The sequence below is a fragment of the Mesorhizobium sp. P2_D6 genome, assembly GCF_056404315.1.
The window spans coordinates 1-25,639 of sequence record NZ_JBFUEG010000031.1 but is presented as its reverse complement, the minus strand read 5'-3'; the positions used below and the strand labels follow the sequence as shown (position 1 = coordinate 25,639).

At 60.9% G+C, this 25,639-nt stretch carries 21 protein-coding genes and 1 pseudogene; 8 read left to right on the top strand and 14 right to left on the bottom strand.

Going from position 1 to position 25,639, the window contains the following annotated elements; genetic code table 11:
• Window positions 1-278 precede the first annotated feature (278 nt).
• From AC1D1L_RS31940 to AC1D1L_RS31910, 7 genes are all read right to left on the bottom strand, one after another.
• Window positions 279-1,091, bottom strand: coding sequence for an SDR family NAD(P)-dependent oxidoreductase (locus AC1D1L_RS31940; RefSeq protein WP_477345448.1), 813 nt, complete (start codon window positions 1,089-1,091; stop codon window positions 279-281).
• Window positions 1,091-2,107, bottom strand: a complete 1,017-nt coding sequence (locus AC1D1L_RS31935) for a sugar phosphate isomerase/epimerase family protein (protein ID WP_477345446.1) — start codon at window positions 2,105-2,107, stop codon at window positions 1,091-1,093. The genes AC1D1L_RS31940 and AC1D1L_RS31935 overlap by 1 nt, the downstream gene beginning before the upstream one ends.
• Window positions 2,104-2,883 (bottom strand): SDR family NAD(P)-dependent oxidoreductase, encoded by a 780-nt coding sequence (locus tag AC1D1L_RS31930; protein WP_477345444.1) that lies wholly within the window; start codon window positions 2,881-2,883, stop codon window positions 2,104-2,106. The genes AC1D1L_RS31935 and AC1D1L_RS31930 overlap by 4 nt, the downstream gene beginning before the upstream one ends.
• A gap of 11 nt (window positions 2,884-2,894) precedes the next feature.
• A complete protein-coding gene (locus AC1D1L_RS31925; RefSeq protein WP_477345442.1) occupies window positions 2,895-4,001 on the bottom strand; it encodes an ABC transporter ATP-binding protein in 1,107 nt (368 codons plus the stop codon).
• 67 nt (window positions 4,002-4,068) lie between these two features.
• Window positions 4,069-4,974 (bottom strand): carbohydrate ABC transporter permease, encoded by a 906-nt coding sequence (locus AC1D1L_RS31920; protein WP_477345440.1) that lies wholly within the window; start codon window positions 4,972-4,974, stop codon window positions 4,069-4,071.
• The gene (locus AC1D1L_RS31915) at window positions 4,967-5,902 is read right to left on the bottom strand and encodes a carbohydrate ABC transporter permease (protein ID WP_477345438.1); all 936 of its coding nucleotides are present in this window, start codon (window positions 5,900-5,902) and stop codon (window positions 4,967-4,969) included. The genes AC1D1L_RS31920 and AC1D1L_RS31915 overlap by 8 nt, the downstream gene beginning before the upstream one ends.
• A gap of 83 nt (window positions 5,903-5,985) precedes the next feature.
• Complete coding sequence (locus AC1D1L_RS31910) at window positions 5,986-7,254, bottom strand: ABC transporter substrate-binding protein (RefSeq protein ID WP_477345436.1); 1,269 nt, start codon at window positions 7,252-7,254, stop codon at window positions 5,986-5,988.
• Window positions 7,255-7,399: 145 nt separating this feature from the next.
• Between AC1D1L_RS31910 and AC1D1L_RS31905 the strand changes: the two genes are divergently transcribed.
• Entirely contained in the window at window positions 7,400-8,605 is a 1,206-nt protein-coding gene (locus AC1D1L_RS31905; RefSeq protein WP_477345434.1) for an ROK family transcriptional regulator, read from the top strand.
• 265 nt (window positions 8,606-8,870) lie between these two features.
• Here the strand turns inward: AC1D1L_RS31905 and AC1D1L_RS31900 are convergent, their stop codons facing one another.
• The 6 genes and pseudogenes from AC1D1L_RS31900 to AC1D1L_RS31875 all read right to left on the bottom strand — a co-directional run bounded on the left by AC1D1L_RS31900 (window position 8,871) and on the right by AC1D1L_RS31875 (window position 16,641).
• On the bottom strand, window positions 8,871-9,626 hold the full coding sequence (locus AC1D1L_RS31900) for an alpha/beta fold hydrolase (RefSeq protein WP_477345452.1): 756 nt from the start codon (window positions 9,624-9,626) through the stop codon (window positions 8,871-8,873).
• 475 nt (window positions 9,627-10,101) lie between these two features.
• Window positions 10,102-10,218, bottom strand: a pseudogene (locus AC1D1L_RS31895) (short-chain dehydrogenase); the annotation flags it as partial.
• 76 nt (window positions 10,219-10,294) lie between these two features.
• Window positions 10,295-10,966: a VOC family protein gene (locus AC1D1L_RS31890; RefSeq protein ID WP_477345432.1), complete on the bottom strand. Its 672-nt coding sequence runs from the start codon at window positions 10,964-10,966 to the stop codon at window positions 10,295-10,297.
• A 125-nt stretch (window positions 10,967-11,091) separates the two neighbouring features.
• The gene (locus tag AC1D1L_RS31885) at window positions 11,092-12,378 is read right to left on the bottom strand and encodes an epoxide hydrolase family protein (protein ID WP_352561060.1); all 1,287 of its coding nucleotides are present in this window, start codon (window positions 12,376-12,378) and stop codon (window positions 11,092-11,094) included.
• Between the two features lie 113 nt (window positions 12,379-12,491).
• A complete protein-coding gene (locus tag AC1D1L_RS31880) occupies window positions 12,492-15,377 on the bottom strand; it encodes an ATP-binding protein (RefSeq protein ID WP_477345430.1) in 2,886 nt (961 codons plus the stop codon).
• Between the two features lie 223 nt (window positions 15,378-15,600).
• Window positions 15,601-16,641, bottom strand: a complete 1,041-nt coding sequence (locus AC1D1L_RS31875) for an aminopeptidase (protein ID WP_477345450.1) — start codon at window positions 16,639-16,641, stop codon at window positions 15,601-15,603.
• A gap of 245 nt (window positions 16,642-16,886) precedes the next feature.
• On the opposite strand from AC1D1L_RS31875, the gene AC1D1L_RS31870 reads away from it, so the two are divergent.
• From AC1D1L_RS31870 to AC1D1L_RS31840, 7 genes are all read left to right on the top strand, one after another.
• Window positions 16,887-17,117 (top strand): hypothetical protein, encoded by a 231-nt coding sequence (locus AC1D1L_RS31870; protein ID WP_112561833.1) that lies wholly within the window; start codon window positions 16,887-16,889, stop codon window positions 17,115-17,117.
• Window positions 17,118-17,423: 306 nt separating this feature from the next.
• Window positions 17,424-18,098: a hypothetical protein gene (locus tag AC1D1L_RS31865; RefSeq protein WP_477345428.1), complete on the top strand. Its 675-nt coding sequence runs from the start codon at window positions 17,424-17,426 to the stop codon at window positions 18,096-18,098.
• Window positions 18,099-18,105: 7 nt separating this feature from the next.
• Window positions 18,106-20,784, top strand: coding sequence for an OmpA family protein (locus AC1D1L_RS31860; protein ID WP_477345426.1), 2,679 nt, complete (start codon window positions 18,106-18,108; stop codon window positions 20,782-20,784).
• An 11-nt stretch (window positions 20,785-20,795) separates the two neighbouring features.
• A complete protein-coding gene (locus tag AC1D1L_RS31855) occupies window positions 20,796-21,290 on the top strand; it encodes a Rab family GTPase (protein WP_112561831.1) in 495 nt (164 codons plus the stop codon).
• A 3-nt stretch (window positions 21,291-21,293) separates the two neighbouring features.
• Window positions 21,294-22,364: an adenylate/guanylate cyclase domain-containing protein gene (locus AC1D1L_RS31850; protein WP_477345424.1), complete on the top strand. Its 1,071-nt coding sequence runs from the start codon at window positions 21,294-21,296 to the stop codon at window positions 22,362-22,364.
• A gap of 134 nt (window positions 22,365-22,498) precedes the next feature.
• Window positions 22,499-23,089, top strand: a complete 591-nt coding sequence (locus AC1D1L_RS31845) for an ankyrin repeat domain-containing protein (RefSeq protein ID WP_477345422.1) — start codon at window positions 22,499-22,501, stop codon at window positions 23,087-23,089.
• A gap of 12 nt (window positions 23,090-23,101) precedes the next feature.
• Complete coding sequence (locus AC1D1L_RS31840; RefSeq protein ID WP_352587821.1) at window positions 23,102-23,605, top strand: YHS domain-containing (seleno)protein; 504 nt, start codon at window positions 23,102-23,104, stop codon at window positions 23,603-23,605.
• Between the two features lie 11 nt (window positions 23,606-23,616).
• On the opposite strand, the gene AC1D1L_RS31835 is transcribed toward AC1D1L_RS31840, so the two are convergent.
• On the bottom strand, window positions 23,617-25,639 hold a 2,023-nt coding region (locus AC1D1L_RS31835; RefSeq protein ID WP_477345421.1), incomplete at its 5' end, for an adenylate/guanylate cyclase domain-containing protein.

Sequence of the window (25,639 nt, the reverse complement as noted above, 5' to 3'; positions counted from 1 at the left end):
TGTTCACGGTAACCTGCCTTGTGCGTACGGTTGGAACCAAGCGACTGTTCGGTCGTGCGTGACGAAGGCGAAGATCCCAAGCTCTCCCGCGGCTGTAACCTCAGGTGGTACGGGCGACTTCGCCAAGCCAAGGTCCGGGCGGCCGCCCGGACCTTGGCTCAATCGCTTCAATCCCACGAAATCTCTCTCGTGTAGATACAAGGTGGCCGCGAAGCGGCCGGAGAGGGGGCTGGCGCTGCTCGGATGCGATTGCCCTGCGGCAGCCGGGCGGCCGCCACTCACCCCGGAAAGATCGTAAACCCGCCATCGACGCGGATGACCTGGCCGTTGATGAAGCGGGCGCGGGGGCCGGCGAGGAAGGCCACCGCCTCGGCGATCTCTTCCGGCTCGGCATAACGGTTCAGCGATTTCCTGCTCGAATCCATGCGCTCCGGGTCGACCACGCGGGTCGCCTGGAAGCGTGCCGTCTTGGTGGCGCCGGGGCTGACCGCGTTGATGCGCACGCCGTCGTCGATCAGTTCCTTGGCAAGGCAGCGCGTGTAATGCACGACCGCGGCCTTCAAGGTGGAGTAGACGACCTCGGGCGAGCAGCCGAGATGTGCCGCCGCCGACGCGATGTTGATGACGGAGCCGCCGCCGCGCTGCTTCATCGGCGGCACGAAGGCCTGGCAGACCAGCATCGTGCCGATCAGATTGTTCTCGGTGAGCACGCGGATGTCGTCCAGTTCGATGTCGAGGGCGTTGTTGGGGTTCGGCTTGCCGCCCTTGGCGCCGATGTCGCCGCCGGCGCAATTGACCAGCACATGCACATCGCCGAGATCGGCCTCGATCTTGCGCTTCATCTCGGCCACCGCCTTCTGGTCGCCGATGTTGCCGGTCACCGAGGTGATCTTCGTGCCATGCCGCTTCAGGCGCTCGACCACTTCGCCGAGATTGGCGAACTCGCCATATTTGGCCGGCGCTGTCTCGTCCATGTCGTGGATCGCGACATTGGCGCCGAGTTCCGCCAGGCGCTCGGCCATCACGCGGCCAAGCCCTCGGCCGGAGCCGGTCACGAAGGCGGTCAATCCATCGAGTTCACGTGCCGTCATCAGATCTTCTCCATCAAACCAAGGTTGCGCATGTTGGCGGCGCTGCGCCGGATCATGTCGAGCTCATAGGAAACCAGGGAAACGTCGTCCTCGCGCTCCCAGGGGGTGCGGTAGTCGGCATCATCGGGCAGCCGGTTGCGCTGGGCTGCCGCCAGGCAGGCGGCAAATTCGCGCGCCGTCTTCTCGGGATAGCCGCGCCACCAGTCGTCGCTAAGGAAGCGGACATGCCGCGCCTCCAAGGCGCCGGGTTCCAGAACGGCGGTCATGCGATCGTGGTGTTGGCCGAGGATGGCAAACAGCTCGGCAAACGGCACCGCCCCCTCGCCGATGGCGCAACGGATCAGCCGGTAGCCTTCGCTCGTGAACTGCACGCGGTAATCCTTGAGGTGGACATGGCGGACATGAGGGGCGATCCGCCTGACAAAATCGAGCGGCGCTTCGCCAACCGGGAATGTGTTGCCGGTGTCGAAGGTGACGCCGACGCTTTCGCCGCCAAGGGCGCAGAAATCGACAATTTCCCTACTGGTGAAATCCTGGTGGTTCTCGATTGCGAGGACATGACCTTCGGTAGCCGCGCGGGCACCCCACTCCACCAATCGCTCCCGAATGATGCCGGCGTACTCGCTCCATTTTCCGCCGGCGGCGTTGCGGTCGCCACACAGAACCGGCGTCAGCGCCGTTCGGATGATTTTGGCCTTCAACAGGCGTGCGGCCCGAAATGCGTCGTCGAGCGGTTCACCGACCAGCAGACCGCCGCTGACGATCGGTGTGATCCCGAGGCCGGCGAGCCGTTCGCGCAGCGCGATCACCGCGTCGTCGGAAAGCTCGCTCAGCCATGGCACCCAGATCTCCAGCACCCGTGCGCCGAGTTCGGTCGCCAGAGCGATGAAACCTTCGAGCCCGGCGGGCCTCGGATTGGCGCGTGGCGTGCCGCGGCCCTGGAGGCCGAGATGATAAGTCAGGCCGTAGGGGTTCAGGCCGACCTCGAGCATGAAGCGATCCTTTGGTTGGGTCATCGCAGGCCGGCATCCACGGTGATCGACTGCTTGGTGATCATGCGGCTGTCGTCGGCGGCGAGGAACAGCACCGTGCGCGCGATCTCCTCGCCGGCGAGAACCCGGCGGATCAGCTGGCGCTGCACGACCTGGTCGACCGAGGCCTGTGTCTTGTACCAAAGCTGCCGCTGCCGGTCGGTGATGACGGCGCCCGGCTCGATGGCGTTGACGCGGATGTTGTCGGGGCCAAACGCCCGCGCCAGCGCGAACGTCAACCCGACCACCGCGGCCTTGGCCGTCGCATAGGGCGCCATATCCGCCGCACCGAAACGCCAGGCGATCGAGGAAAAATTGACGATCGAACCAAAGCCCAATTCCTTCATGTGCGGATGCACGGCCTGGGCGGCAAAGAACTGGTGCCTGAGGTTCACGTCCTGGGCGTGGTCCCAATACTCCAGCGTCACGTCGGCGACTGGGTGGCGGTTGTCGTCGGCAGCGTTGTTGACCAGCACCGCGACAGGTCCCAGGCGCTCGCGCACCGTGCCGATCGCGGCCTGGAGGGCAGGGATATCGGTCACGTCGCAGCGCAGGAACAGCGGCGTATGCGGCGCCGTGGCGGCGAGTTCGCGCGCGAGTTCCTCGCCGGCCTCCTGCTGCAGATCGAGAAACGCGACGCGGGCGCTGTTGACGGCGAAGGCGCGGACCGTGTCGGCGCCGATGCCTGAAGCGCCGCCGGTGATCAGCACGACACGATCGGCCAAGCTCGGATAGGTGGCGAAGGACAAGGCGGAACTCATTTCAGATCAGGTCAGATCAGGCGTTGGGTTGTCGGGTCGAACAGGCACGCACGCGCCATATCGATGCCGAGCGTCACCGTCTCACCCATGCCTGGCGTGCCGTCGGGGTCGAAGCGACCGGTGATCTCCTTGCCGCCCAGGCGCAGCACGGCCATGGTCTCGGCACCTGTCGGCTCGACCAGTTCGACCACGGCATCGATTTGCGCGATGCCTGGCTTGCGGCGCGCAAGATCGGGATCGAACCGGTAGATGTGCTCCGGCCGGATGCCGAGAATGAGCTGTCGCGGCGTATCGGATGGAAGGGTCTGGACGATCGGCAGGCTGGCCGTCTTGCGGTCGGCGGTCTGCAAGGCAACAACGGGGCGGCCGCCTTCTTCGCTCAGTTCGGCCGGCAGAAAATTCATCGCCGGCGACCCCATGAAGCCGGCGACGAACATGTTGGCCGGACGATTGTAGATCGTGGCCGGCTCATCGAATTGCTGGACCTCGCCCTGATGCATCACGGCGATGCGCGATGCCAGCGTCATCGCCTCGACCTGATCGTGGGTGACGTAGACCGTCGTCTTGCCGACGCGGTGATGCAGCTTCTTGATTTCGGTGCGCATGTCGACGCGCAGCTTGGCGTCGAGATTGGAAAGCGGCTCGTCGAACAGGAACAGTTTCGGATCACGCACCAGCGCCCGGCCCATCGCGACGCGCTGGCGCTGGCCGCCCGAGAGCTGTCCGGGCTTGCGCCCAAGCAGCGGCTCGATCTGCAGGAAGGCGGCAACTCGCTTGACGGCCTCGTCCTGCTGCGGCTTCGGCACGCGGCGGCTTTCCATGCCGAAGGTGATGTTCTCGCGCACCGTCATCGTCGGGTAAAGCGCGTAGGACTGGAACACCATGGCGATGTCGCGGTCCTTCGGCGCAACCGAATTGACCAGCCTTCCGTCGATGCGGATCTCGCCGGAGGTAACAGATTCCAGCCCGGCGATCATCGCCAGCAAAGTGGACTTGCCGCAGCCGGACGGTCCGACCAGCGCGATGAACTCGCCGTTCTGCGCCTCGAGATCGATGCCCTTCAGCACCTCGACCGCGCCGAAGTTCTTGCGCAGGGATCGGATGGTCAATGTCGACATGCAATGCCCTTCTTGGCGGACGGGACGATCGGCGATAGGAGACAGGCTCCGCTCACTTGATTGCGCCTCATTTGATCGCACCCTGGGTCAGGCCGCGGACGAAATACTTGCCGCCGAAGAGATAGATCAGCAGCGGCGGCAGCGCGCCGATCAGCACGGCGGCGCTCATGACATCATAGGCGCGTACATTGGTGCCGCTTGCCGTCAGCGCGACCAGCGCGGCGGTGATCGGCTGCTGCTGCCCGGAGGTGAAGACGACACCGAACAGATATTCGTTCCAGATGCCGGTGAACTGCCAGATCACCGTGACGATCAGGATCGGTGAGGAGAGCGGCAGAATGATCTTGCGGAAGATGCGCCAGAAGCCCGCGCCGTCGATGCGCGCCGCCTTGATCAGATCGTCGGGGATGCTGACATAGTAGTTGCGGCAAAACAGGGTGGTGAACGAAATGCCCTGGATGACGTGGATGAGGACGAGCCCGTAGACCGAATTGCTGAGCCCCAGATTGCCGAGGATGAACGCCCATGGCATCAACGAAATCTGGCCCGGAATGAAGACGCCGAGCAGCATGCAGGTGAACAGCGCTTCCGAACCCCTGAAACGCCATTTCGACAGAATGTAACCGTTCATCGCGCCGACCGCTGTCGAGATGATCGTCGCCGGGATCGTCATTTTCAGAGAGTTGTAGAAGTTGCGCTGCATGCCCTCGCAGGTGCCGCCGATGCAATAGGTGCTCCAGGCCTGGCCCCAGGCGTCGAGGCGGAAGCTGCGTGGCAGCGAGATCAGCCCGTTGCGCGCGATCTCTTGCTGATCGCGGAATGAATTCAGCACCACGACCAGCAGCGGCACCAAGTAGATCGCCGCGAAGACAACCAGCAGCCCATAGATGACGAGGCGGGTGAGGAAATGCCTCCGCGCCGCAACCGTGGCGGCGCGATGATCGAGCGACTGGTCCAGTGAGACGTCAGCCATGGCCGGCCTCCTTGCGCCGCCGCCAGACCACCCAGAACGAATAGGGCACCAGCACCACGGCAAGCGCGGCAAGCATCATGATGGCGGCGGCCGCGCCTTCGCCGATCTGGCCGCGTTGGAACATCAGGTCATAGACGTAGATGGCGGGGAAGGTGGTCGAGATTCCAGGGCCGCCTTTGGTGAGGGCCGCCACCAGGTCGAAGGTCTTGATGGCGAACTGGATTTGGATGACGGCGACCGCCAGGAAGATCGGCGCAATCGTCGGCAGAAGCACTTTGCGATAGATGCGGAAGGTCGATGCCCCGTCGATCTGCGCGGCCTTGACGAGATCCTGATCCACCGAGCGCAGACCGGCCAGGAAGAGCGCCATGGCAAAGCCCGAGGCCTGCCAGACGCCGGTGATGATCACCGCGTAGATCGCATAGTGCCGGTCGCTGGCGAGTGCGAAACTGAAGCTCGTCCAGCCGAAACCACGCACCATCGCCTGGATGCCATCGACCGGGTTGTAGAGCCAACTCCAGACCGTGCCGGTGACGATGAAGGAGACGGCCAGCGGATAGAGGAAGATCGTGCGCCAGGCCGCTTCGCCGCGCACACGCTGGTCGATCAGGATCGCCAGCAGCAATCCCACGGCCATCGAGCAGACAATGTAGAAACCGCTGAACAAGAACAGGTTGTTGTAGGCGATGTTCCAGCGCCGGTTCGCCCACAGCGACGCGTAATTGTCCAGGCCGACGAAGCCGTAGGTCGGCAGCAGCGAGGAGTTCGAGAGCGAGATGTAGAGCGTCCAGCCGGTGAAGACGAATACGTAGACGAAGCTCGCCACAAGGGAAGGGCCGAGCACCAGCAAGGGCATTGCTGAGCCCAGCCGCTCCCGCCAGGGGCGGGCGGGGGCAGGGACCGACAGGATCAGTTCGTGATTTGACATTCAGAGCACTGGACTGGCAGAGCGCGGGACTGGGATGGCTGATGGCCGGGTGCGGATAGACATTGCGCCCGGCCGTTCCCCGTCTATTTCTGTGCTTCGGCCGCGTCGGCCATCGCATTGGCGCCGTCCTCGGCTGACATGTCGGGCGTCGCTACGAACTCGGTGATGGAGTCCATGATCGCGCCGCGCATCTTCTGCGGGATGGTCATGTTGTGGGCCATCGAGCGCACCAGCGTGCCCTCCTTGATCGACGCCTGCAGATCCTTCTGCGACAGCTGCTGGCACGGATTGAAGCCCTTCGACAGATCGATATCCAGGCGTGCGGGGATCGAGCCCTTGGCCTGGTTGAAGACCGTCTGGAAGTCGGGCGACAGGATCAGGCTGGCAAGCAGCTTCTGGCCGTCGATGTAATCCTGGTCCTTCTGCTTGAAAAACACGACCGAGTCCGAGTTGAGGATGAAGCCGGGTTTGCCCCAATCGGTCGGCGCCTGGGCGCAGACATAGTCGGTGCCTTCCTTGAAGCCGGCCGCGGTCAAAAGGCCGATCGTCCAGTCGCCCATGATGTGGAACGCCGCGTCGCCCTTGCCGACGAGCGCCGACATCGAATCCCAGTCGCGGCCGACCATGCCCGGATCCATGTATTTGCTCGTCATCAGGCGCATCTGCTCGAAGGCCTTGACCATCCCCGGGCTGCGCATGGCTTCGACATCGCCTTCGACGAAGGCCTTGCGATAGAGATCGATATCCTGGCCGTAGAGCACGACCTCGAACACCGTCGAATCCGTCCAGTCGGCGGTCGAATGCGAGATGCAGATCTTGCCTGAGGCGACGATCTTGTCACAGGCCGCATTGAACTCGGCCCAGGTCTTGGGCATTTCCGCCACGCCGGCCGCCTGCATGACCTTGGGCGAGGCCCAGAGCCAGTTGATGCGGTGGATGTTCATGGGAGCGGCGACCCATTTGCCGGTTGGCTTCATCACCGGCAGCAATTCCGGCGCGACCACTTTCTCCCATCCTTCCGAGGCCGCCAGCTCGTCGAGATCGGCGGTCATGCCGGTCTCGTTCCACTCGGCGATTTCCGGGCCTTTGAGCTGCACGGCAGGCGGGGCATTGCCGGCGATGACGTCGGCACGCAGCTTGGCCAGCGTATTGGCCGTGTGACCGGCGATCGAGGTCTGTTCCCATTTGCCGCCCTTGGCGGTGAACATCTCGCCGAGCTTGGCGATCGCCTGCGCGTCCGATCCGGTCGCCCATTGGTGCAAAAGGTTCGTCTTGGGCTCGGCGAAGGCTGCCCCGGCGACAAAGGTGCACGTAGCAGCAGCGACCGCGAAGGCGGTCATAACGGATTTCATGGTTTCACTCCCACATATGGTTGCACGGTTCGTATCGACCGCTTATGGCCGCGGTTTGAAGCCGCTGCCGGCGAGATGCGTTAATCTCGAGTTCTTTCCAAGATGACATATTGGAGCTATCAGTCAACGATGTTTATGTTGATCCATGACAAAACCTTCGCTTAGAACCTGGCTGATCGACCGACCGTCCGCGTCGCCGGAGAGCATGATCGTGCGCTGCCTGAGCGAGCGCGGCGTACTCTCGGCGTCGCAGATCGCACGCGTCACCGGTCTGGCGCGCTCAACGGTCTCGACCGCGCTCAACGGCTTGAGAAAGTCGGGGATGGTAATCGAAGCCCCGACCAGCAGCGCTGGCATCAGAGGTATCGGCAGGCCAGCAGCGGCCGTTACGCTCAATCCGACAGCAGGCACCTGCGTCGGAATTCACCTGGCTCTTCAGCAGATACGGCTCATCGTCGCCGATGTCTCGCATTCCGTCATTGCCGAACAAACTATACCAATGGATCTCGACTACCAGCCGCAACAGGCGGCCCAGATGGTCAAATCGGCAATTGACCAATCTTACAAGGAAAACGGTCTGCCGGTGGCGGGGCTCCTGGGGGTTGGGGTTTCCGTCTCCGGCCCTGTCAGCCGCGATGGAGTGGTGCTGCGCGCGAGCATGGTTCCAACATGGGCCGGCGTCAACATACGCGATGTGTTCGGACCCGTCCTGGAACAGCCGATCTTCGCCGACAATGAGAGCAACTGCTCGGCCATTGCGGAGCTGATGTGGGGCGCGGCCGTCGGCCAGGACGATTTCGTGCTGTTCAAGATCGATCTGGGTGTCGGCGGCGCCATTGTACAGCATGGCCGGCTGGTGACGGGCATCGCCGGCGGCGCCGGCGAATTCGGGCACATCAGCATCGATCCCGGCGGCGATCTCTGCCGGTGCGGCAATCGCGGATGCCTAGAGCTCTATGCGAGTTTTGCGCGGCCGCTGGAACAGATTTCGCGTGTCGTGGGGCGGCAAGTCACCATGGACGATGTCATCACCATGGCCGAAGAGGGCGACGTCAGGGCACTGCGGATGATCGAGGATACCGCCGAGATCGCCGGCCGGGGTCTCGGCCTGATCGGCTCGGTGCTCAATCCGCCGCTTATCATCATCGGCGGCCACATGGCTTTGGCCGGCGACATTCTGTTGACGCCGCTGATCGCGTCCTATGAACGCCACACGCTCATCAAGTCCCGCGATATCGCCCCGGCCCTGCGCACGCGCATCATCGTTGGCAAGCACACCGAAAACGATTCACTGCTGGGCGCGGTCGGCCTCGTGCTGCGACACCAGACGAAGGAACTGTCGCTCGGGTGAGGGGTAAGGACAGGCGCTTGTGCCAGGGCGTATTGACTGACGGGGGCTGCGGATAGTGGGCTGCTGATACGGCAAGGCCCAAGAGATGCGGTGAATGGCCGCTTCGCGCCTCAAGGCGGCCATGCGGGTGAGTTTCTGCGCTTATCCAAAAGCGGACGACTTTTTCACATACCGATGTGCCGGCGGAGGCACTCTGTTTCCCAAGCACACGTATTCGCCGTCGTTCTGCGCGGCGAATACGTAGCCGTAGCGAAACACGCCCCGGTCATCGGATCTTTGCCGATACCTCGCGTGATGCCTGATCAATCGTATCAGCGATGATTTTAGGCTGGGTCACGAAGAGCGCGTGGCTAGCTGACACTTTCGTAACCTTTGCGCCTATGCGTTCCGCCATGTGCAGCAACATGGCCTGATCGAATGCCTTGTCCTCAGTGGCGATAACAGCCCAGCTTGGCTTCGACCGCCACGCCGCATTCTTTAGCTTCGTGCCAAAGGCCGACATGTTGATCGGGACCTGCGAATCTCTCATGAAGATCACGTCTTTGTCGCTCACATCGTGAGCGAAGCCGGATTTGAAGTTTTCTGGCTTCACGTAGCCGAAACCGTCAACTGTGGTCTCGACGACGAACTCGGTAGCTGGCGCGAAACCTTCATATTGCTGGGCAGATGATTCACCTGCATCGGGCGATAGGGCCGAGATGTAGACGAGCCCAGTGACTTTCGGGTCAACGCCGACCTCGGTAATCACTGTGCCGCCCCACGAATGCCCGACGAGGAGCGTTGGGCCATCCTGTCGGTCGAGAGCACGCTTGGTCGCTGCGACATCGTCCGCAAGCGACGTCAGAGGGTTCTGAACGATCGTGACGCGATAGCCGCGCTGAGTGAGCTCGTCGTAGACGCCGCGCCAGCCGGAACCGTCGGCGAACGCTCCATGCACCAATACGACGTTCTTGACAGATTGTGCGTCGGGGATGCGGTCTGCGGCCTGGGAAGGCGAAGTTGAGGCGAGGGCGGCCGCCATCGCGGTCGCGGCGAGGAGGCTTTTCGATGCGGTCATTGAAGGTTCCTTTCTGATTTTCGGAAAAAAACGATTTGGTCGATTCGGGTCTTGAAGAGTGCACATCCGCACGCAAGAGGTTGACGCCTCGTCGCCGGGGCGCAGATCGAAGGGTGGGTGAGGGAACTGGAAAGCCTACGGTGCCATAGGCGGATATTTGGTTCGGCTGGGGCTCGAGTTGCACTTAATCGTAGATGGGTGGACGTCACAGGGCTCGTTCGAATGTTTCGGAAAGCGACATTCCGCAGACCTCCATCGCCACTCTCAATCACCAAAATGTATGCGAAACGTGGAGAAAGGTGCTATCTAATTTGATTAAGAATTTTATTGGGATCAGCAGATTTTAAATCCTCTGAGAGACATTGTCGTATAATTTTTGCAAATTATGGAAGAATCTTCCATGCTCATTCTGAACCGTGCCGACATTGAGGTTCTCCGCAAGGGCGCCCTGTATCGACGTTACATGGATCACGACACCGCTGCCGCGTGCCACCATCTCAGGCACGAACTCCCGATCGAGCCGCACTGCGGGCAGCAAGTTCAGTCCAAGCTCCCGCAGGCAACTTTGTGGCACAGGCGGCCGTTGTGAGAGCCACGCCGCTCCTTTGGTTCAAACCGACCGACAGCCCGCCCTATAGAGGCAGCTCCTTGCCCGCGTGCTCCGCCGCCATGTGCTCAGCGTACCAGTCCGGCCAATTCTCATCACGCTGGCCGCCTGTCCGCTTCTCGTGCTCGCCATGGGCCACGGACGCACGCCGGAGCGCCGCCGCAAGCTCGGCCGACGAGCCAAATGTGGTTTCGCCAGTGTCGACGCGGCCGGGCGCTCGCGCAGTGACCTCCTGCAACATCCAGATATTTCCGGCCGGATCGCTGAAGGATGCCCACGACAAGTAGCTGCGCCGTTCGGGGTGCGGACCGCTGACACGGCCTTCACTTCCGGCATAGTGGAACACTTCGCTCACGTCGACGCCGCGATCGGCGAGTTCGGCGCGCGCTACCTCGATGTCCGACACGACGAGCTCGCCACAGCTTTTGAGGACATCGGTTTCGAGCCGCGCATAGGGTTCCGTTGTGGTCCTTGAGCCGAAGACTACCGAACACGGGGAGCCCGGAGGCGTAAACTGGATGACACGAAATCCGTCGCCTGTGAGGTCGGCGTCCAGTCGCCAGCCCAAACCGCTATAGAAGTGCTTGGCACGGTCGAAGTCCGAAACGGGAATGACCGCGACCTCGAGCCTTATGTCTACGCCCCGCGCTGCGGGTGTCGCGATTGCGGCTTCGCCGCGCTGCTGAATATCGTTCATGTCCAGTTCCTCCGATTTTAGCGGTTTGTGAGTTCACGTGCGGCGGACCGGGGCGTCTGCCCGGTCCGTCTTGGAAGGAGAGCGGAGCGGCAGGCGCCCCGTTCATCTCATATCGCCCGTTCATCTCATATCGATTGTCGAAGCGACCGGAACGCGGCGCGAAGCTCTTCGGTAAAGAGCTTCGGCTGTTCCCAAGCAGCAAAATGACCGCCCTTGTCGACCTTGTTGTAGTGGATGAGCTTGGGATACGCCCGTTCCGCCCAACTCCGCGGCGTCTGGTAGAGTTCGTCGGGGAAGACGCTTACGGCAACCGGAACGGAGACGCCCTTGGGACTGAAAAACGCGAGCTTATTCTCCCAATAGAGGCGACCTGACGAAACCCCTGTGTTGGTGAGCCAGAACAGCGTGACATTGTCGAGGACATCGTCCGGGGTGAGGCCTTCAGTCTGCCCATCGAACGAACGCGCGATCATCTGCAGACTGGCCATGTCGTGGTCGAGCAGGAAGGTGGCGAGGCCGATGGGCGAGTCCGCAAACCCGGTCAGTGTTTGCGGGCGCGTTGCCATCCAAAGGGCGTAGTAAACATGCTTGTAGAAGAAAACGAGCTGTTCGTACGTGCTTCTCTCCTCATCGGACAGACCGGACGGCGCCGGCGCACCGGCGAAAGATGCCTGGTCGATCTCTGCAGGAATTGCGCCGGGCATGTTGGTGTGAATGCCGAGCAGTTCCGGCGGCGCCTGCACGCCCATCTGCTCCGTGACGGTAGCGCCCCAGTCGCCACCCTGCGCGACAAAGTGCTTGTAGCCAACGCGCCGCATCAGCGTAGTCCATGCCTGCGCGATCCGTTCGGGACCCCAGCCGGTCGTCAGCGGTTTGCCGGAAAATCCATAGCCCGGCATCGACGGAATTACGATGTCGAAGGCATCCGATGCGCTGCCGCCATGCGCGGTGGGATTGGTCAGCGGCTCGATGATCTTGAGCTGCTCGATGATTGAACCTGGCCATCCGTGCGTGACGATGAGCGGCAGTGCGTTTTCATGCACCGAACGAACGTGGATGAAATGGATGTCCAGTCCGTCAATCTCGGTGATGAAGTGCGGATAGGCATTCATCCTCGCTTCCGCCTTCCGCCAGTCGTATTCGGTCTGCCAGTAACGCAGAAGCTGCTTGACCGTCTTAAGCGGTACGCCCTGCGAGTAATCGGTGACAGTTTCCTTGTCGGGTAACCGGGTCTGCGCTAGGCGTTGACGCAGGTCGGCCAGTTCTCCCTCTGAGGCACTGAACGTGAAGGGGCGAATCGAGTCGGCCCCCGTTGCCGCATGTAGCGCAGAGGGAAGCGCGCTGACGGCCCCGGCTGCAACTGCGGTGGCAAGAAGTTCGCGCCGCGTGGGCGACATTGATGCTGATGACATGACATCCTCCTCTATTTTTCTATTTGTTCGGATGCGGTCACGCAGGTCGCATGCCGCAGAAGAATGTTCGCTCGGAGAGGAAGGAATTGCGCGTTATGCGTTGTTAAGAGTCGTTACGCTGGGGGTAAGCCCGGTGCATTTGCACTGTTCAATTCGGCGAGCAGGGCGCTCGCCGCATTTACATCGGCGGTTTGCACGCCTTCGCCGAACCGCTGCAGGAGCCTGCCGAGCAAATCCCGGGCACGGTCTGCCTGACCGTGTTGCTGCCAAATTCTGGCCAGCGGTATGGCTGCCCTCAACTCCCACGCCGTCGCCGATTGTTTACCTGCCCAGTAGATCGCTTGAAGCAGCGAGTCCTCAGCCGCACTCACATCGGGCGGAGAATATGCCAGGCGAATTTCGGCCCGCACACGCAGCAGATCCGGACGATCATACGTCTCGCCGGCCTGGTCCGCCAAGGCAATCGCCCGGTCGATTGTAGTTGCAGCCTCATCAAGCTGGCCGCTTCGCATCATGCCTTCGGCAAGCGCTCGCAAGAATGCCGTCGCAAGGATATTGAACCGTTCAGCGCTCAGCGTCGCAACAGCGTTCCGGAGCAATTGCGCGCCCTCGGCCGGCTCGCCTTGCAAGATCATGAGTTCGCCCCTCAAGGCAAGTCCCATGGCGTGATAAGGGGCCAGGGAATACTTCGCTGCATAAGCCAGAACACGTTCGACCCATTGCGCCGCACGGTCAAAGTCGCCGCTCCAGAGGTAGACCGGCACAGTGTAAACAAGCGACATGCAGACTGCGACCGGATGCTCGCGTTTGGTTGCCTCTTCGACGGCCTGGTCCGCAGTTTTGAGCGCTTTCTCCGGCATGCCTCGCAGCCACAAGGCTCGCGCCAGCGCTATCAGCGCGCGTATCCTGTGGTCGTAGCCGAAGAAGTCGACCTGGACGCTGCCGGCGTCTGCTTCCAGCTCCAGTCCACGCTCGCTGTGTCGCTGTGACGCCGCCTGGTTTCCGACCAGGTGATGCGATACGCCGAGCATCCACTCGGTCATGATGATCCCTGACTGCTCCCCAAGCTCTGCCGCGACGAGCACGCTGCGCTCAGCGCAGGCGAGGGCCCCGCGAAAGTCCCCGATGCGAGTAAGAAAGATGTTCAGCCCGGCCAGCAGATGCAACTTGTATTGGCCGTCCCGCAGCGCCTCCGCCAGTCCGATGCCTCGCTCGATGGCCTTTCTGACGGCATCGCTGTTACCGCGTGTGAACATCGACGAGATCGCCAACGCTGCTTGAAGCGCCAATTCGCGCTCCGTGCCGCGATCCGCCTCCCCTAAAGCGGACAAGCCCCGCTCGCACCACCGTTCGCACTCGCCCAGAAGCGAGAACCCCAAGAACAGAGGCGCCGCTCCGGCTGCAAGTTGGACACCGTTCTGGGCCTCGCCGCCGTCCGAAAAGCTCCACTCGAGTGCTGCTCGAATATTGCCCATGTGCGGCTCGTAAGCGGAGACGTCGCGGTTCCCGAACGCAGTCGCTCTTGTCGAGTCTGGTTTGAAGCGATCGGCATAGTGATGCGCATGTCGCCTCGACAGCACCGCGCCTTCGCCGGTTTCGGCAAGCTTGGCTGCCGCATACACTCGGCTGGTATCGAGGAGCCGGTGGCAAGTCGATCCCGCCAACTCGGACATCCTGATAAGCGACTTGTTGACCAGGCTCTCGACGGCGTCTGCCACCGCTGACGCATCGGCTTCACCGTCCGACGCGACTGCTATGGCATCGTTGAGCGTGAAAGGGCCGACAAATACAGACAACCGGCGCAAGATCGTCTGTTCGTACGGGGAGAGCAGGTTGTAGCTCCAGTCGAACATTGCCTGAAGCGTTTGATGACGCGGAATAGCGCTTCGCCGGCCATGCCATAGAAGCTTGAAGCGATCATCAAGCAGTTCGGCGGTTCCGCGAATTCCGTAGGTGCCAACGCGGCCGGCCGCAAGTTCGATTGCCAGTGCTATCCCGTCAAGCCGACGGCATATCGCCGCCAGGATCGGCGCGTCCGCATCGCTGAGTTCGCCACCAAGGCCGCCCGCGACGGCGCGTTCCATGAAGAGCTGCACAGCCGGCGCGGCAAGTGCCTGCGCAGCGGTTAACCCACTGTCTTCAGGCGGCCCTTCAAGGGGCGTCAGCAGATGCACATTCTCGCCCTCGACACGCAGGGCCTCGCGGCTGGTTGTCAGCAGGTGCATAAGAGGGATCTCGGCAAACAGACGCTCTGCCAGCACTGCGACGGCATCGATCACATGCTCGCAACTGTCCAGGACGAGAAGAGTCGGCTTGTCGACCAGAAAGGCAACCAGAGCAGAAACCGGGTCCTGTGTCGCCTGACTGCTCAAACCCAACGTTGACGTCACAGCGCCGGGGACGAGGGATGCATCTCCCAGCGCGCCGAGATCGAGAAAATAGATCTGATCGGAAAACGCGCCGCGCAAGGAGTGGGCTATCGCAACCGCGACGGTCGTCTTGCCCATGCCTCCCGGTCCGACCACATTGACGAACCGCCGCTCCGAAAGGAGAGAGGACAAGGCGGCAACTGTTTCTTCGCGCCCGATCATCCTTTCAAGTCGCGGCGGCAGCCTTTTGGGCCGACTGGGTCCCCCGCTGGGTGGACTGGGCATCTTGCGGGCGGAGCTCTGCACCGGCGCTACGAAACTGTAGCCCCGTCCGGCCACATTGGCGATGTATCGGTTGCCATCTTTCCCGTCACCCAAAGCCTTGCGAAGATTGGAGAGGTGTACCCGGAGACTTCCCTCCTCAACGATTACGTCGGGCCAGACACGCTTGAGCAGCTCCTTGCTGCTCAGGACTTCCCCGGCGTGCTCCACCAGTACGATGAGGATATCCAACGCCCGCCCGCCAATCGCGACAGGTTCCCCGCCTCTTGCGAGCAATCTCTCAGAAACGCTCAGGCGAAAAGGGCCGAAAGACGCAATCACGTCATGAGAAACGTCCTGATCGAGCATGGTGGATTCCGGTAGCTCGTGGCGGCCTTAGGGGCCGCGCTCAATGCGAGAAGAACATCTGCCTGCGAGACGGGCGCCGACCTTCCACGGGTTTATGGCGCAGCTGAGCATATACGACATGCGCATTCCGGTGCAATCCGGCGAATTTCAACCAAGACCAGCCATGTGGGCTGTCACTGCATCTGATGCTCGTTTCGGACCATTCTCGGGGCCGGCTTTCCGTTCAGCCACACCTATCCGCAGCCTTGAGCGCTTCGGCACGGGACGATTTGGGCAAATCCGCGATCCGTCGAACAGAAGCGTAAAACCTTGGATAATCGCCCGAACACAAGTCGAACAAGCGAAGAAAGGCCGGAACCTGTTCACCGTAGACAGAAGTCGCGGCGAGCTTTGCGTTGTTGATCGGGGCAGCAATCCAGGCGTCGTATCCCCGGTATCCGGCCCAGTCTTTGTCGCGCATCTGCCGGTAGCGCATCCGCAGCCTGTCGATCGTGGCTGTTTTGGCAGCCGCCATCTGCTCCGGCGTGCGGGGACTTGCATAGACCTGCCTTAACTCGTCGCGCGTTTTCGACACCAGTCCGAGAAAATCGGCGCTGCGCTTGCGATCGGCTTCGTAGCGGCGCAATCCGGCTCGATCGCCGGCGGCGCGGAGCCACTTCCTGACGCCGGTGGTTTCGACGGCAACGGCGAAAGCCTCGTTGAATGCGGAATCGCCATCCACATAGAGCCGCTGATGCGCCAGCTCATGAAAAACAAGGCTTGCCAGATAGGTGTCGTCCTGACGCAGCATGGTGCTCAGCAGCGGGTCGCTGGACCAGCCCAAAGTGGAATATGCGGTGACACCCGTGACATAGACGTCCAGCCCCTGTCCATGGAGCTCGACAGCACTCTCGGTCGCGGATTTCCGGGAGAAGTAACCCCGGTATGGAACGCAGCCGAAAACCGGAAAGCACCATGTTTGTGGCGCGAGCGAGAATTGCGGCGCGGCAAAAACCGCCCAGGTCACCGCATCCCGGTGGATGTCGACATAGCTGCGGTAGCTGCTGTTGTCGGGCAGCGCCAGCTCATCGGTCGCAAACCGTCTTATGGCGCTCGCCGACGTCAACTTGGCGCGCAAGGACTCAGGCGTCGAAGGATCATGAATGAGTTTCCCGACATTCCTGCGCGCGGCCATGATCTGTACATGGCCCTCCAGCGACTGCGCGTAATAGGAAATGCTTGTGCAGCCGGTCACCCCGGACGCCATGATCGCCGCAGCAAGCATCCGAAGAACGCGCTTCACAGTTTGCCCACCCTTGCTCGTCGCCCCATGCAGCGATGTCTCGATCCTCCGCTCTCAAACAGGCGCATCGATTTTCGTCAAGCTCTACAGGGGCAGCGGGTCGGACTTTCGACTTTGGCTGGGTTGGCTATGCGGCCATTCGCCTTCGATGGACGCAAGTCCATCGGTATCGGCGGAGCCGCGAATCTGTGTTAAGCCGCCGCTCGACCAACCAAAGGACGACAGCTGTGAGCGAACCCACCGTGGCCCAGGCGACCGAGAGCATCTATGCCTCGCTTCGGGCGGACAATGCCGACATCGACGCCCATATCGCGACGCTCAAGGCTGCGCTGGCTCGAGAAGGAATAAAACAGGCGGTGTTCGATCCAACCAAATTGGCGCAGAACAACCGCCAGGGCCGCAAGTTGATGCAGGCATATTTTCGGCAACGCGGCGTGAGCGTAAGTTTTTCCGACTAGCAGAGCCGCGCGCGTCGACGATCTGTCGACCATAGCCCAGACCGGAAACGCCCGCAGTATTGCCTTGTAATTGGTGAAGCGCTCTCTCTCGAATAATATTGAGCGCAATATTGCAGTTGCCGCCGCCGCCATTTGAAATGGCCTGGCCCCAAACGTCCATTGATGAATCAGCGCGCGGCAATCGGCTGCCCCACGAATCAACTTAAGTCAAGAGATACCGACTTGCGAGCCGGGTATTTTGCTGACATGCTCTGTTTTTTATGGGGTTTTGCACCTTGGCAGGTGCTCAGATGGAAGGGCAAAAGCATGGCAAAGGAAGCTACGAATACCGTTTCTTCAGAAAAGAAGGCGGACGCAAATCTGATAGGTAACGCAGAAGGAAATGCGCTGAACTTCATGGGAGTCCAGGCCCGCGAAAACGGAAGCGCCGGCGGCGCCGGCGACGGCGTCGGCGTCGACAAGATACGTGACCTGCTGTTCGGCAATCAGATGCAGGACTATGACCGCCGTTTTTCCAAGCTTGAGGAACGGGTCTTGCAGCGCTTCAAGGATGTCGAGTCCGAAGCCAAGCGCAATCTCGAAATGTACGAGTCGAACGCAAAGAAGCAGATCGATTCGCTTGCGGGGCAGTTACGGAACGAAAAAGATTCGCGAGCCGACGCCGACAAGGAGATCGATCGGAATCTTCGCGAGCAAAACCAGGCCCTTGAAAAGCAGGTGCGCGCGTTGTCGGATCAACTGAGCGAGCTTGAGCGCGACGTTTCGGACCGGATAAATCGGAACGATCATTCGCTGCGTGAGGAAATCAAGCAGAAGAATGAAGGCGTTCAGATGCTGATCGAGAAAATGTTTGCCGATCTCAGCAACGTCAAGACTGACCGAAATCTTTTGGCCGGCCTGTTTGTCGAGGTTGCAAAAGCTCTGAATCAGGATCCCGTCGGCAGCAAGAGCAACTCGGACCGTAGCTGGAAAGCGAGTTGATGGGACCTTGACGTCAACCGTCGACCCATTCAACCTTCCGCAAAGAACAGCCTCGAACGATAAAGAGATTGATCGCGAGGCTCTGGCTCGTCTTTTGATCGAGATTGCCCGGAACGTTGATCCGGATTACCGTGCGCAGTTCGAGACGGTTCCAACCGCCGATCCGCGCATGGAAACGCTGCGGCAGTTGCTGGTCAGCCGCGAAATCTCGGAACTTGCACGCGTTACGCACCTGCTGGACGAACCAGAGCAGCTTGCGGCGGCCGTGGGTGACGTTCTTCCCAGTGCGACCGCACGAGCGTCTCATACGCAACTCGGCGAGGCGCTTGCGCCGGCTGTCGAACGGGCTGTGCAACGGTCGATCCAGAGAAGCCCGCGCACGCTGACGGATATATTGTATCCGGTGTTTCTGCCGGCAATTCGCAAGTCGATCGGGGAAAAGATCGACCAGACCTTTCAGTCGCTGAATGAAACTTTAAGACATATATTTACCTGGCATGGACTCAAGTGGAGATTTGAAGCTTGGAGAACAGGTGCAAGCTTCTCTCAAGTTGTTCTCAAGCACTCACTTGTTTATCGTATAGAGCATGCCTTTCTCATTCATCGCAATTCTGGGCTTTTGATAGCGCATGTAACGGCCGATAATGCAACGAGCGAAGATCCTCAGCTCATTTCTTCGATGCTGAGTGCAATTCAGGATTTTGTGAAGGACTCGTTTAACGAGAAAGAGCAGAGCGGCCTGGACACTATTCGTTTCGGCGACCTTCGTCTCTGGTCGGAAGTTGGACCGTTTGCGACCCTGGTTTCGGTGATCCGGGGAAATCCGCCAGAGGAACTGCACGACATAGTTCGCGATGTATTGCTTCGCATCCATGAGGAATCCTCACAGGCTTTAGAGCAGTTTGACGGCGACGGTTCGCAGTTGGCCTCCGTAGAGGCGCAGCTGCAGACCTGCGTCGAGCTGAAGCAGGATGAATCACACGAGGGATTTCCCTGGCTGGTGGCGGCAGTGGCCTTGCTGCTTTTGAGTCTGGCAGGCGGTTGGTACTTTCTTTCCTGGCAATCAGCGCAGCGCTGGCAAGCTTACGTATCGCGCTGGCAAGGTTACGTATCGCGACTGGAGGCCCAGCCGGGCATCATCGTTGCCGAACAACAGGTACGCGATGGCCAATTCTATATTGCCGGTCTCAGAGACCCGCTTGCCGCCGACCCGCAGTCGCTGTTGTCCGCCACCGAGGTCGATCCCGCCCAGGTTCATTCGCAGTGGCAATTCTATCAGAGTCTTGAACCGGAGTTCGTGTTGAAGCGGCTGACGGCGTCGCTGGCTCCGCCGGATTCAGTACGGCTTTCGATCGTCAATGATCGCATCGTTGCCGAGGGTGAGGCTCCCGACACGTGGATCAACCGGGCGCGCGCAGCCGCCCAGCAGCTTTCGGCAGGCGGGCCGGTCTTCGATATCTCGGGGGTTCGCGACGTAAGCCCCGAAGTACGCGAGGCGGAGCGCTGGCAGGCCTATGTGTCGCGAGTGGAGACCCAGCCGGGCATCATCGTTGCTGAGCAAAAGATACTCGATGGCCAATTCTACATTGCCGGCCTGAGAGACCCGCTTGCCGCCGACCCGCAGTCGCTTTTGTCCGGAACGCAGGTCGATCCCGCCCGGGTTCATTCGCAGTGGCAATTCTATGAGAGCCTTGAGCCGGAGTTCGTGTTGAAGCGGCTGACGGCGTCGCTGTATCCGCCCGATACAGTGCGACTTTCGATCGTCAACGATCGCATCGTTGCCGAGGGTGAGGCTCCCGACAGCTGGATTGATCGGGCGCGCGCAGCGGCCCGACAGTTTTCGGCAGGCGGACCGGAATTCGACATCTCCAAGGTTCGTGATGTGAGCCCTGACGCACGCGCGGCGGAGCACTGGCAGTACTATGTGTCGCGGCTTGAGGCCCAACCGGGAATCATCGTCGCCCAACAAACGGCGAGGGGCGGACATTTCTACATTTCCGGCCTGAGAGACCCGCTTGCCGCCGACCCGCAGTCGCTGTTGTCCGGAACGCAGGTCGATCCCGCCCGCGTTCATTCGCAGTGGCAATTCTATCAAAGCCTTGATCCGAAGTTCGTGGTGAAGCGGCTGACGGCGTCGCTGAACCCGCCGAAATCGGTTCAGCTTTCGATCGTCCAGGGTCGCATCGTTGCCGTGGGTGAGGCCCCTGCCGGCTGGATCAGCCGGGCGCAGGCCGCCGCCGACCAGCTTTCGGCGGATGGAGTGATTCTGGATGTCTCGCAGCTGAGTGAGATGAACCTTGCAGAACTTAATTATTTGCGAGAGGCCATCCAGACGACCGATATCTTCTTCTCTTCCGGCAAAGTTGTGCCGGGACCGGAGCAGACGCCGGTCCTCGACCGATTGGCGGATCAAATAAAGGAATTCGCCGAAAAAGCCCGCAGGTCAGGCGTAACAGCGCGGTTCATGTTGACCGGCCATTCGGACACCACGGGCCGTGAGACGGCCAACGCTTCGATCAGCGCCGCCCGCGCCGAGACAGTTCGTGCGCTTCTCAACAAGCGCGGCGTCTCTCCGGAACTGCTGCTGGTTCGGGGCGCGGGCACCTTTGAGCCGCTGGTGCCTGAAAATAGTCAAGCTGGGAGCTCCACCAATCGCCGGGTTTCGATTACCGTAAACCTGGACTAGCGGAGCCCAAAATGTTGCAAAAAAAGATCTGTATGCTCGGCGGGTTCGCTGTCGGAAAGACGAGTCTGGTTCGCAGGTTTGTGCAAAGCATCTTTTCAGAAACCTACTTGACTACGGTGGGCGTGAAAATCGACAAGAAGAGTGTCGAACTCCCGGGCAAAACCGTGGATCTGATTTTGTGGGACTTGGCCGGCGAAGACGATATCGGCTCATTCCGCGTCAGCTATGTCCGAGGTGCAACCGGGCTCGTGCTCGTCGTCGATGGAACCCGCGCCGCAACCCTTGCCGTGGCGCTCACGCTGCGCGAACGGGTCGAGGCCGAATTCGGCGCTATGCCGTTTATATTGCTGATCAACAAATCCGATCTGGCCGATCGGTGGGCAATATCGGATAGTGAGATTGACGAACTGAGGCAGCGTGGATGGCAGATCTATCTGACAAGTGCGCTCACGGGTGAGCATGTTGATGATGCGTTTCATCAACTTGCCTTGATGGTCACAAAATAGACCATGCATGGATTGCCAAAAGAGGTCAGCAGTTGGATTTTCAACTTCTTCTACAATGGGCACGCTGTCGCATATGTAAAAATCGACGCCCAGCTTTGCGTAGCTGCGAAGGGCGGTAATGTTGAACATCACGGGCTCTCATCGCTTCGCATCGGCGAGCCTGTTGCCGAGCAGCTTGAATTCATGGAAGGGCTGCTGCCTTGCCCGGAGCTTCCGTTTCATATTCCCATGGTCGAACTGCCCAGCGGGCGTGTCGCGGACCTTCATTTTTTTGCTGACGATGACTGCGTGTGGCTGGTCTTTCTTGACGCCTCCGCCGAACGCGCCAACAGGCAGCGGCTTCAGCAGAAGGCTTATGAAATGACGCTCCTGCAAGAGAGGGAGCGTCAACTCAACGAGAAACTGCAAGCGGCGAACGAGGCGTTGAGGAAGAGCCAGGAGGGATTGGCGCGTGAATACCAGCGCGCCGAAGCCCTGCTCCTCAACATTCTTCCGGCCTCGATCGCCGAGCGGTTGAAAGCACACAAGAAAATTGCTGACAACCACGCAGAGGTGAGTGTGCTTTTTGCCGACATCGTCGGTTTTACGGAACGAGCGCGGACCGTCGGTGCTGTGACGACGCTCGCTATTTTGAATTACTTCTTCAAGGCGGCGGATAGGCTCTCGGAACGACATGGCTGCGAAAAGATCAAGACAATCGGCGATTGTGTGATGGTCGTCGCTGGCCTGCCCACCGCGCGATCCGATCATGCAAAAGCCCTCGCGCAGTATGCCGTTGAGCTGCGCAAGGCGGTTAAGCGCGAACGCTTCGCGGGAGAACCGATAAGGCTCAGGATTGGAATTCACTCAGGCCCGATCGTCGCCGGCGTCATAGGCAAGAGGCGGTTCGCCTATGACCTGTGGGGTGAGACCGTTAATCTCGCCTCACGCATTCAAACATCCGCGGAGCCTGATGAAATCCGTATTTCGGACGCAACTCATCAACTGCTCGGACCAAAGTTTGCTTGCGACCCACTCGAGGAAACGGAATTGCGTGGTGCAGGTCGTGTGCGAATGTGGCGGCTCCCGGCCTGATTGCCGCTTGGCAGTGCCGACCCTGGAGCCCATTGCGTCTCAAGCCAGCCCGGCCGCGCCGTCCGCCAGCATCTGCCCCGATAAGTCGAACGCAGCTTGTATGATTCCAAACTAATATATGCTACCGCTACGTCATGCGCGGACTGCTGGCACTTGGTATGCTGGTATTGGCGGCTACAACTGCAGCCGCAGGTGAGCAATTGTTCGACTCCATCGCCGCCGGCGACAAGGGTGCCGTAGAGCAAGCCCTGGCAGGCGGTGCCGACGTCGACAGCCGGGCGCGCGACCAGGCAACCCTCCTCATCGCTGCAGCGCTCGACAACCAGGCCGAAATCGCCGAATTGCTGCTGGGCAAGGGCGCCGACGTCATGGCGCGTAACTCGGGCGGCTTTACCGCGCTTCATGCGGCGGCCTTCTCGGGCAGCCTGCCGATCGCCAAGCTGCTGCTGGAGAAAGGCGCGGTGCTCGACGATGCCGCCAACAAGGCGGGCGCTACGCCGTTGTTGGTGGCCGGCGAGGAAAACCACCTTGAACTGGCCGAATTTCTTATAGCGAAAGGTGCGGATGTGAACCATCCCGAGGGTCATGGCTACATGCCGACAACGCGCGCATTCTGGAAGGGCAACACGGAAATCTTACGACTGTTCAAACGCCATGGTGGTACCTGCCAAGCCAAAATCCTTGGCGAGGCGAACGCGGCGAAGTGCGCAGAAATCCACGATTGAAGGAGGATGCAGATGAGCACGATGATCAAGTCACGACTGGTTCGGAATTTGGGGGCGGCCGCCCTGGTCGCGGTCGCTGCGGTCGCCGGCGCGGGATCGGCCCGGGCCGACGATTCGGTAAACACCGGTTATTTCGGCGGTGTGGCGATCATGGGCTACGACACGGTCGCTTACTTCACCGACGGCAAGGCCGTGAAGGGCTCCGAGGAATTCACTTATGAATGGCTGGGGACACCCTGGCATTTCGCCAGCAAGAAACACCAGGAAATGTTCATGAGCGAACCGGTCAAGTACGCTCCTCAATATGGTGGCTACTGTGCTGGCGAAGTTGTGGGCGGTGGGGTCACGGTCAATGTCGATCCCGAAGCATTCAAGATTATCGATGGCAAGCTCTACCTGATCTACGACGTCGACAACGCGGATGATTTCGCCGCGCATGCGGCTGAAAACATACCGAAAGCCGATGCCAACTGGCCGCAGGTCGCGGCCAATTTGGAGCTCGACAAGTATCACTGAGCCAGGTTCGCCTACTGGACGACCGTGAAGTGAAACACCTTGCTTGTGTTGGCATAGGAGTAGCCTTTGCCGGCTTCGTCGTTGCGTCTGTAGACGGGACCGCAGTCGGGGCGCCCGAACAGGTTCTCGCTCTGCTCGCACAAGAGGTCGCCATCGACGTAGACGGTTTCGGTGACCAACCGCGTCGTCGTGCGGAAGGCCGCCTTACCGTCGCTCCCGATCTGAAGGAAGGCTGGTTGGAGACCGGGTTCGATCTGGCCTTGCAATGTATGGCCAATGACGAGGGACGCGATCTCAGCGCCCTTCAACTGGTCGTGCTCGTCCGGGGTAAAGCCGTAGCGCCATTGGGGTAGGCCTGCCTGGCGCAGTGCGTTGACGAGGATCGCCAGATCCTGCGGATTCCGGAAATGTGCATGAGTCATCTGCCACCCAGCCAGGGAGTCCACGTAGCTGGACCCTGCTACGAGGTGGAGCCCAGCTGCGATTTCGGCTTTCGCATCCGGCAGACGGCCGCCGCGGACATACGCCGCAGCGAGTGTAAACCTAAAGTTGCCAACCGTGGACGCATCGTCGCGGGTGCGTTCGAGAGTCTCGATCGCATTATCGACATTCCCCTGAAGAAGAAAAACCAGCCCTGCAGTTTCCCTGTTGATGGGTGAAAGGTTGGGGTCGAGTCTGAGCGCTGTCTCGACCGCCGCGGCTGCCTCGGCATAATTGCCGGCGCATAACTGAATATATCCAAGGGCTGCTTGCGCCTCTGCATCGCCCGGACCGATTGAAACAGCCTTCTTGGCAGAGGCAATCGCATCTTCGTAGCGGCGATTCACGACCTGCATGATACCGAGAATTGCATAGGGCGATGAAAGGTCCGGTTCGAGTTCCAAAGCTCGGCTCGCCTTCTCATAGGCTCGCTTGCGCGCGGGCGCGCTCTGCATGATGTCGTTGACGGCCTCGCGCCAGATATAGACTGTCGTGCGCGCGTCGGCCGCAAAGGCTTCCGCGAAGGCTGGGTCGAGCCCTTCCGCCTTTTCATAGAGCGCAAGCGCCTTCCGCAGCCCGGCCAGCAGGACGTTGCGTGACGCCGTCTCGGCTTGGAGATAGTAGTCGTAGGCCTCGAGATTGTTCGTCGGCGGGCGTGCCATGCGCTCGCTTTCCGCTGCCGAAGGTTGCATGCCAAGCGCCTTGGCGATCTCTCCGCTCATCTCTTCCTGGACGGCAAACACGCCAGCCATGCCGCGGTCGAACCGGTTGGCCCACAGATTGTCGCCCGTTGCCGTATCGATGAGCTGGGCATTGAGGCGAATCTGCTCGCCGGTGCGGCGGACGCTGCCCTCGACAACGTAGCGGACGCCAAGGTCGCGCGCGACATCGGCCAGCGCTGCAGGCTTGTTCTTGTAGGTGAACACCGAGTTGCGCGCGATGACGTCCAGACCGGAAAGCTTGGTGAGGTCGGTGATCAAATCCTCGGTGATGCCGTCCACAAAATAGTCCTGGCTCGGATCACCCCCGAGGTTTGTAAACGGCAGCACGGCAACCGATGGTCGGTCGGCCAGGGAAGATGTCCCCGATTGCCACGCAAACAATCCTGCAAGGAGCACGACGAGCAGGACCGCGATTCCTGCCATCCCGATCGCCCGGGGGGATACCGGCCGGCGAACCGCCACCTTGATCTTCCCTGCGGCTGCAGGATCCAGCAGCAGCCGATAGGCGCGAACCGGATCGGCGATGTTCTTGAGGCGCTGCTCGCCAAGACTGGCAAAGCCGACATCAACCTTGTGCAGCGTATGATCGAACGCCGTGCCCGAGATGCATACACCCCCCGGCTCGGCCATCGACTCCAGTCGCGCGGCGATGTTGACGCCATCGCCATAGATGTCATTTTCCTCGACGATGACGTCGCCGAGATTGACGCCGATGCGAAACCGGATCTGCCGGGCATCGGCGGTGCCATTGTTGCGATCGGCCATCCGGCGTTGGATCATGGCAGCGCACTGGACGGCATCGACGACGCTGGCGAACTCGACCAGCGCGCCG

Coding starts and splice junctions, on each gene's coding strand:
- AC1D1L_RS31875 (WP_477345450.1), bottom strand. CDS start 16,641: ATGCTTGCTGCGGCGATCATGGCGTCCGGGGTGACCGGCTGCACAAGC.
- AC1D1L_RS31910 (WP_477345436.1), bottom strand. CDS start 7,254: ATGAAATCCGTTATGACCGCCTTCGCGGTCGCTGCTGCTACGTGCACC.
- AC1D1L_RS31845 (WP_477345422.1), top strand. CDS start 22,499: ATGCGCGGACTGCTGGCACTTGGTATGCTGGTATTGGCGGCTACAACT.
- AC1D1L_RS31880 (WP_477345430.1), bottom strand. CDS start 15,377: ATGCTCGATCAGGACGTTTCTCATGACGTGATTGCGTCTTTCGGCCCT.
- AC1D1L_RS31925 (WP_477345442.1), bottom strand. CDS start 4,001: ATGTCGACATTGACCATCCGATCCCTGCGCAAGAACTTCGGCGCGGTC.
- AC1D1L_RS31890 (WP_477345432.1), bottom strand. CDS start 10,966: ATGAACGATATTCAGCAGCGCGGCGAAGCCGCAATCGCGACACCCGCA.
- AC1D1L_RS31885 (WP_352561060.1), bottom strand. CDS start 12,378: ATGTCATCAGCATCAATGTCGCCCACGCGGCGCGAACTTCTTGCCACC.
- AC1D1L_RS31930 (WP_477345444.1), bottom strand. CDS start 2,883: ATGAGTTCCGCCTTGTCCTTCGCCACCTATCCGAGCTTGGCCGATCGT.
- AC1D1L_RS31935 (WP_477345446.1), bottom strand. CDS start 2,107: ATGACCCAACCAAAGGATCGCTTCATGCTCGAGGTCGGCCTGAACCCC.
- AC1D1L_RS31850 (WP_477345424.1), top strand. CDS start 21,294: ATGCATGGATTGCCAAAAGAGGTCAGCAGTTGGATTTTCAACTTCTTC.
- AC1D1L_RS31940 (WP_477345448.1), bottom strand. CDS start 1,091: ATGACGGCACGTGAACTCGATGGATTGACCGCCTTCGTGACCGGCTCC.
- AC1D1L_RS31855 (WP_112561831.1), top strand. CDS start 20,796: ATGTTGCAAAAAAAGATCTGTATGCTCGGCGGGTTCGCTGTCGGAAAG.
- AC1D1L_RS31840 (WP_352587821.1), top strand. CDS start 23,102: ATGAGCACGATGATCAAGTCACGACTGGTTCGGAATTTGGGGGCGGCC.
- AC1D1L_RS31900 (WP_477345452.1), bottom strand. CDS start 9,626: ATGGCGGCCGCCCTCGCCTCAACTTCGCCTTCCCAGGCCGCAGACCGC.
- AC1D1L_RS31905 (WP_477345434.1), top strand. CDS start 7,400: ATGACAAAACCTTCGCTTAGAACCTGGCTGATCGACCGACCGTCCGCG.
- AC1D1L_RS31865 (WP_477345428.1), top strand. CDS start 17,424: ATGGCAAAGGAAGCTACGAATACCGTTTCTTCAGAAAAGAAGGCGGAC.
- AC1D1L_RS31915 (WP_477345438.1), bottom strand. CDS start 5,902: ATGTCAAATCACGAACTGATCCTGTCGGTCCCTGCCCCCGCCCGCCCC.
- AC1D1L_RS31920 (WP_477345440.1), bottom strand. CDS start 4,974: ATGGCTGACGTCTCACTGGACCAGTCGCTCGATCATCGCGCCGCCACG.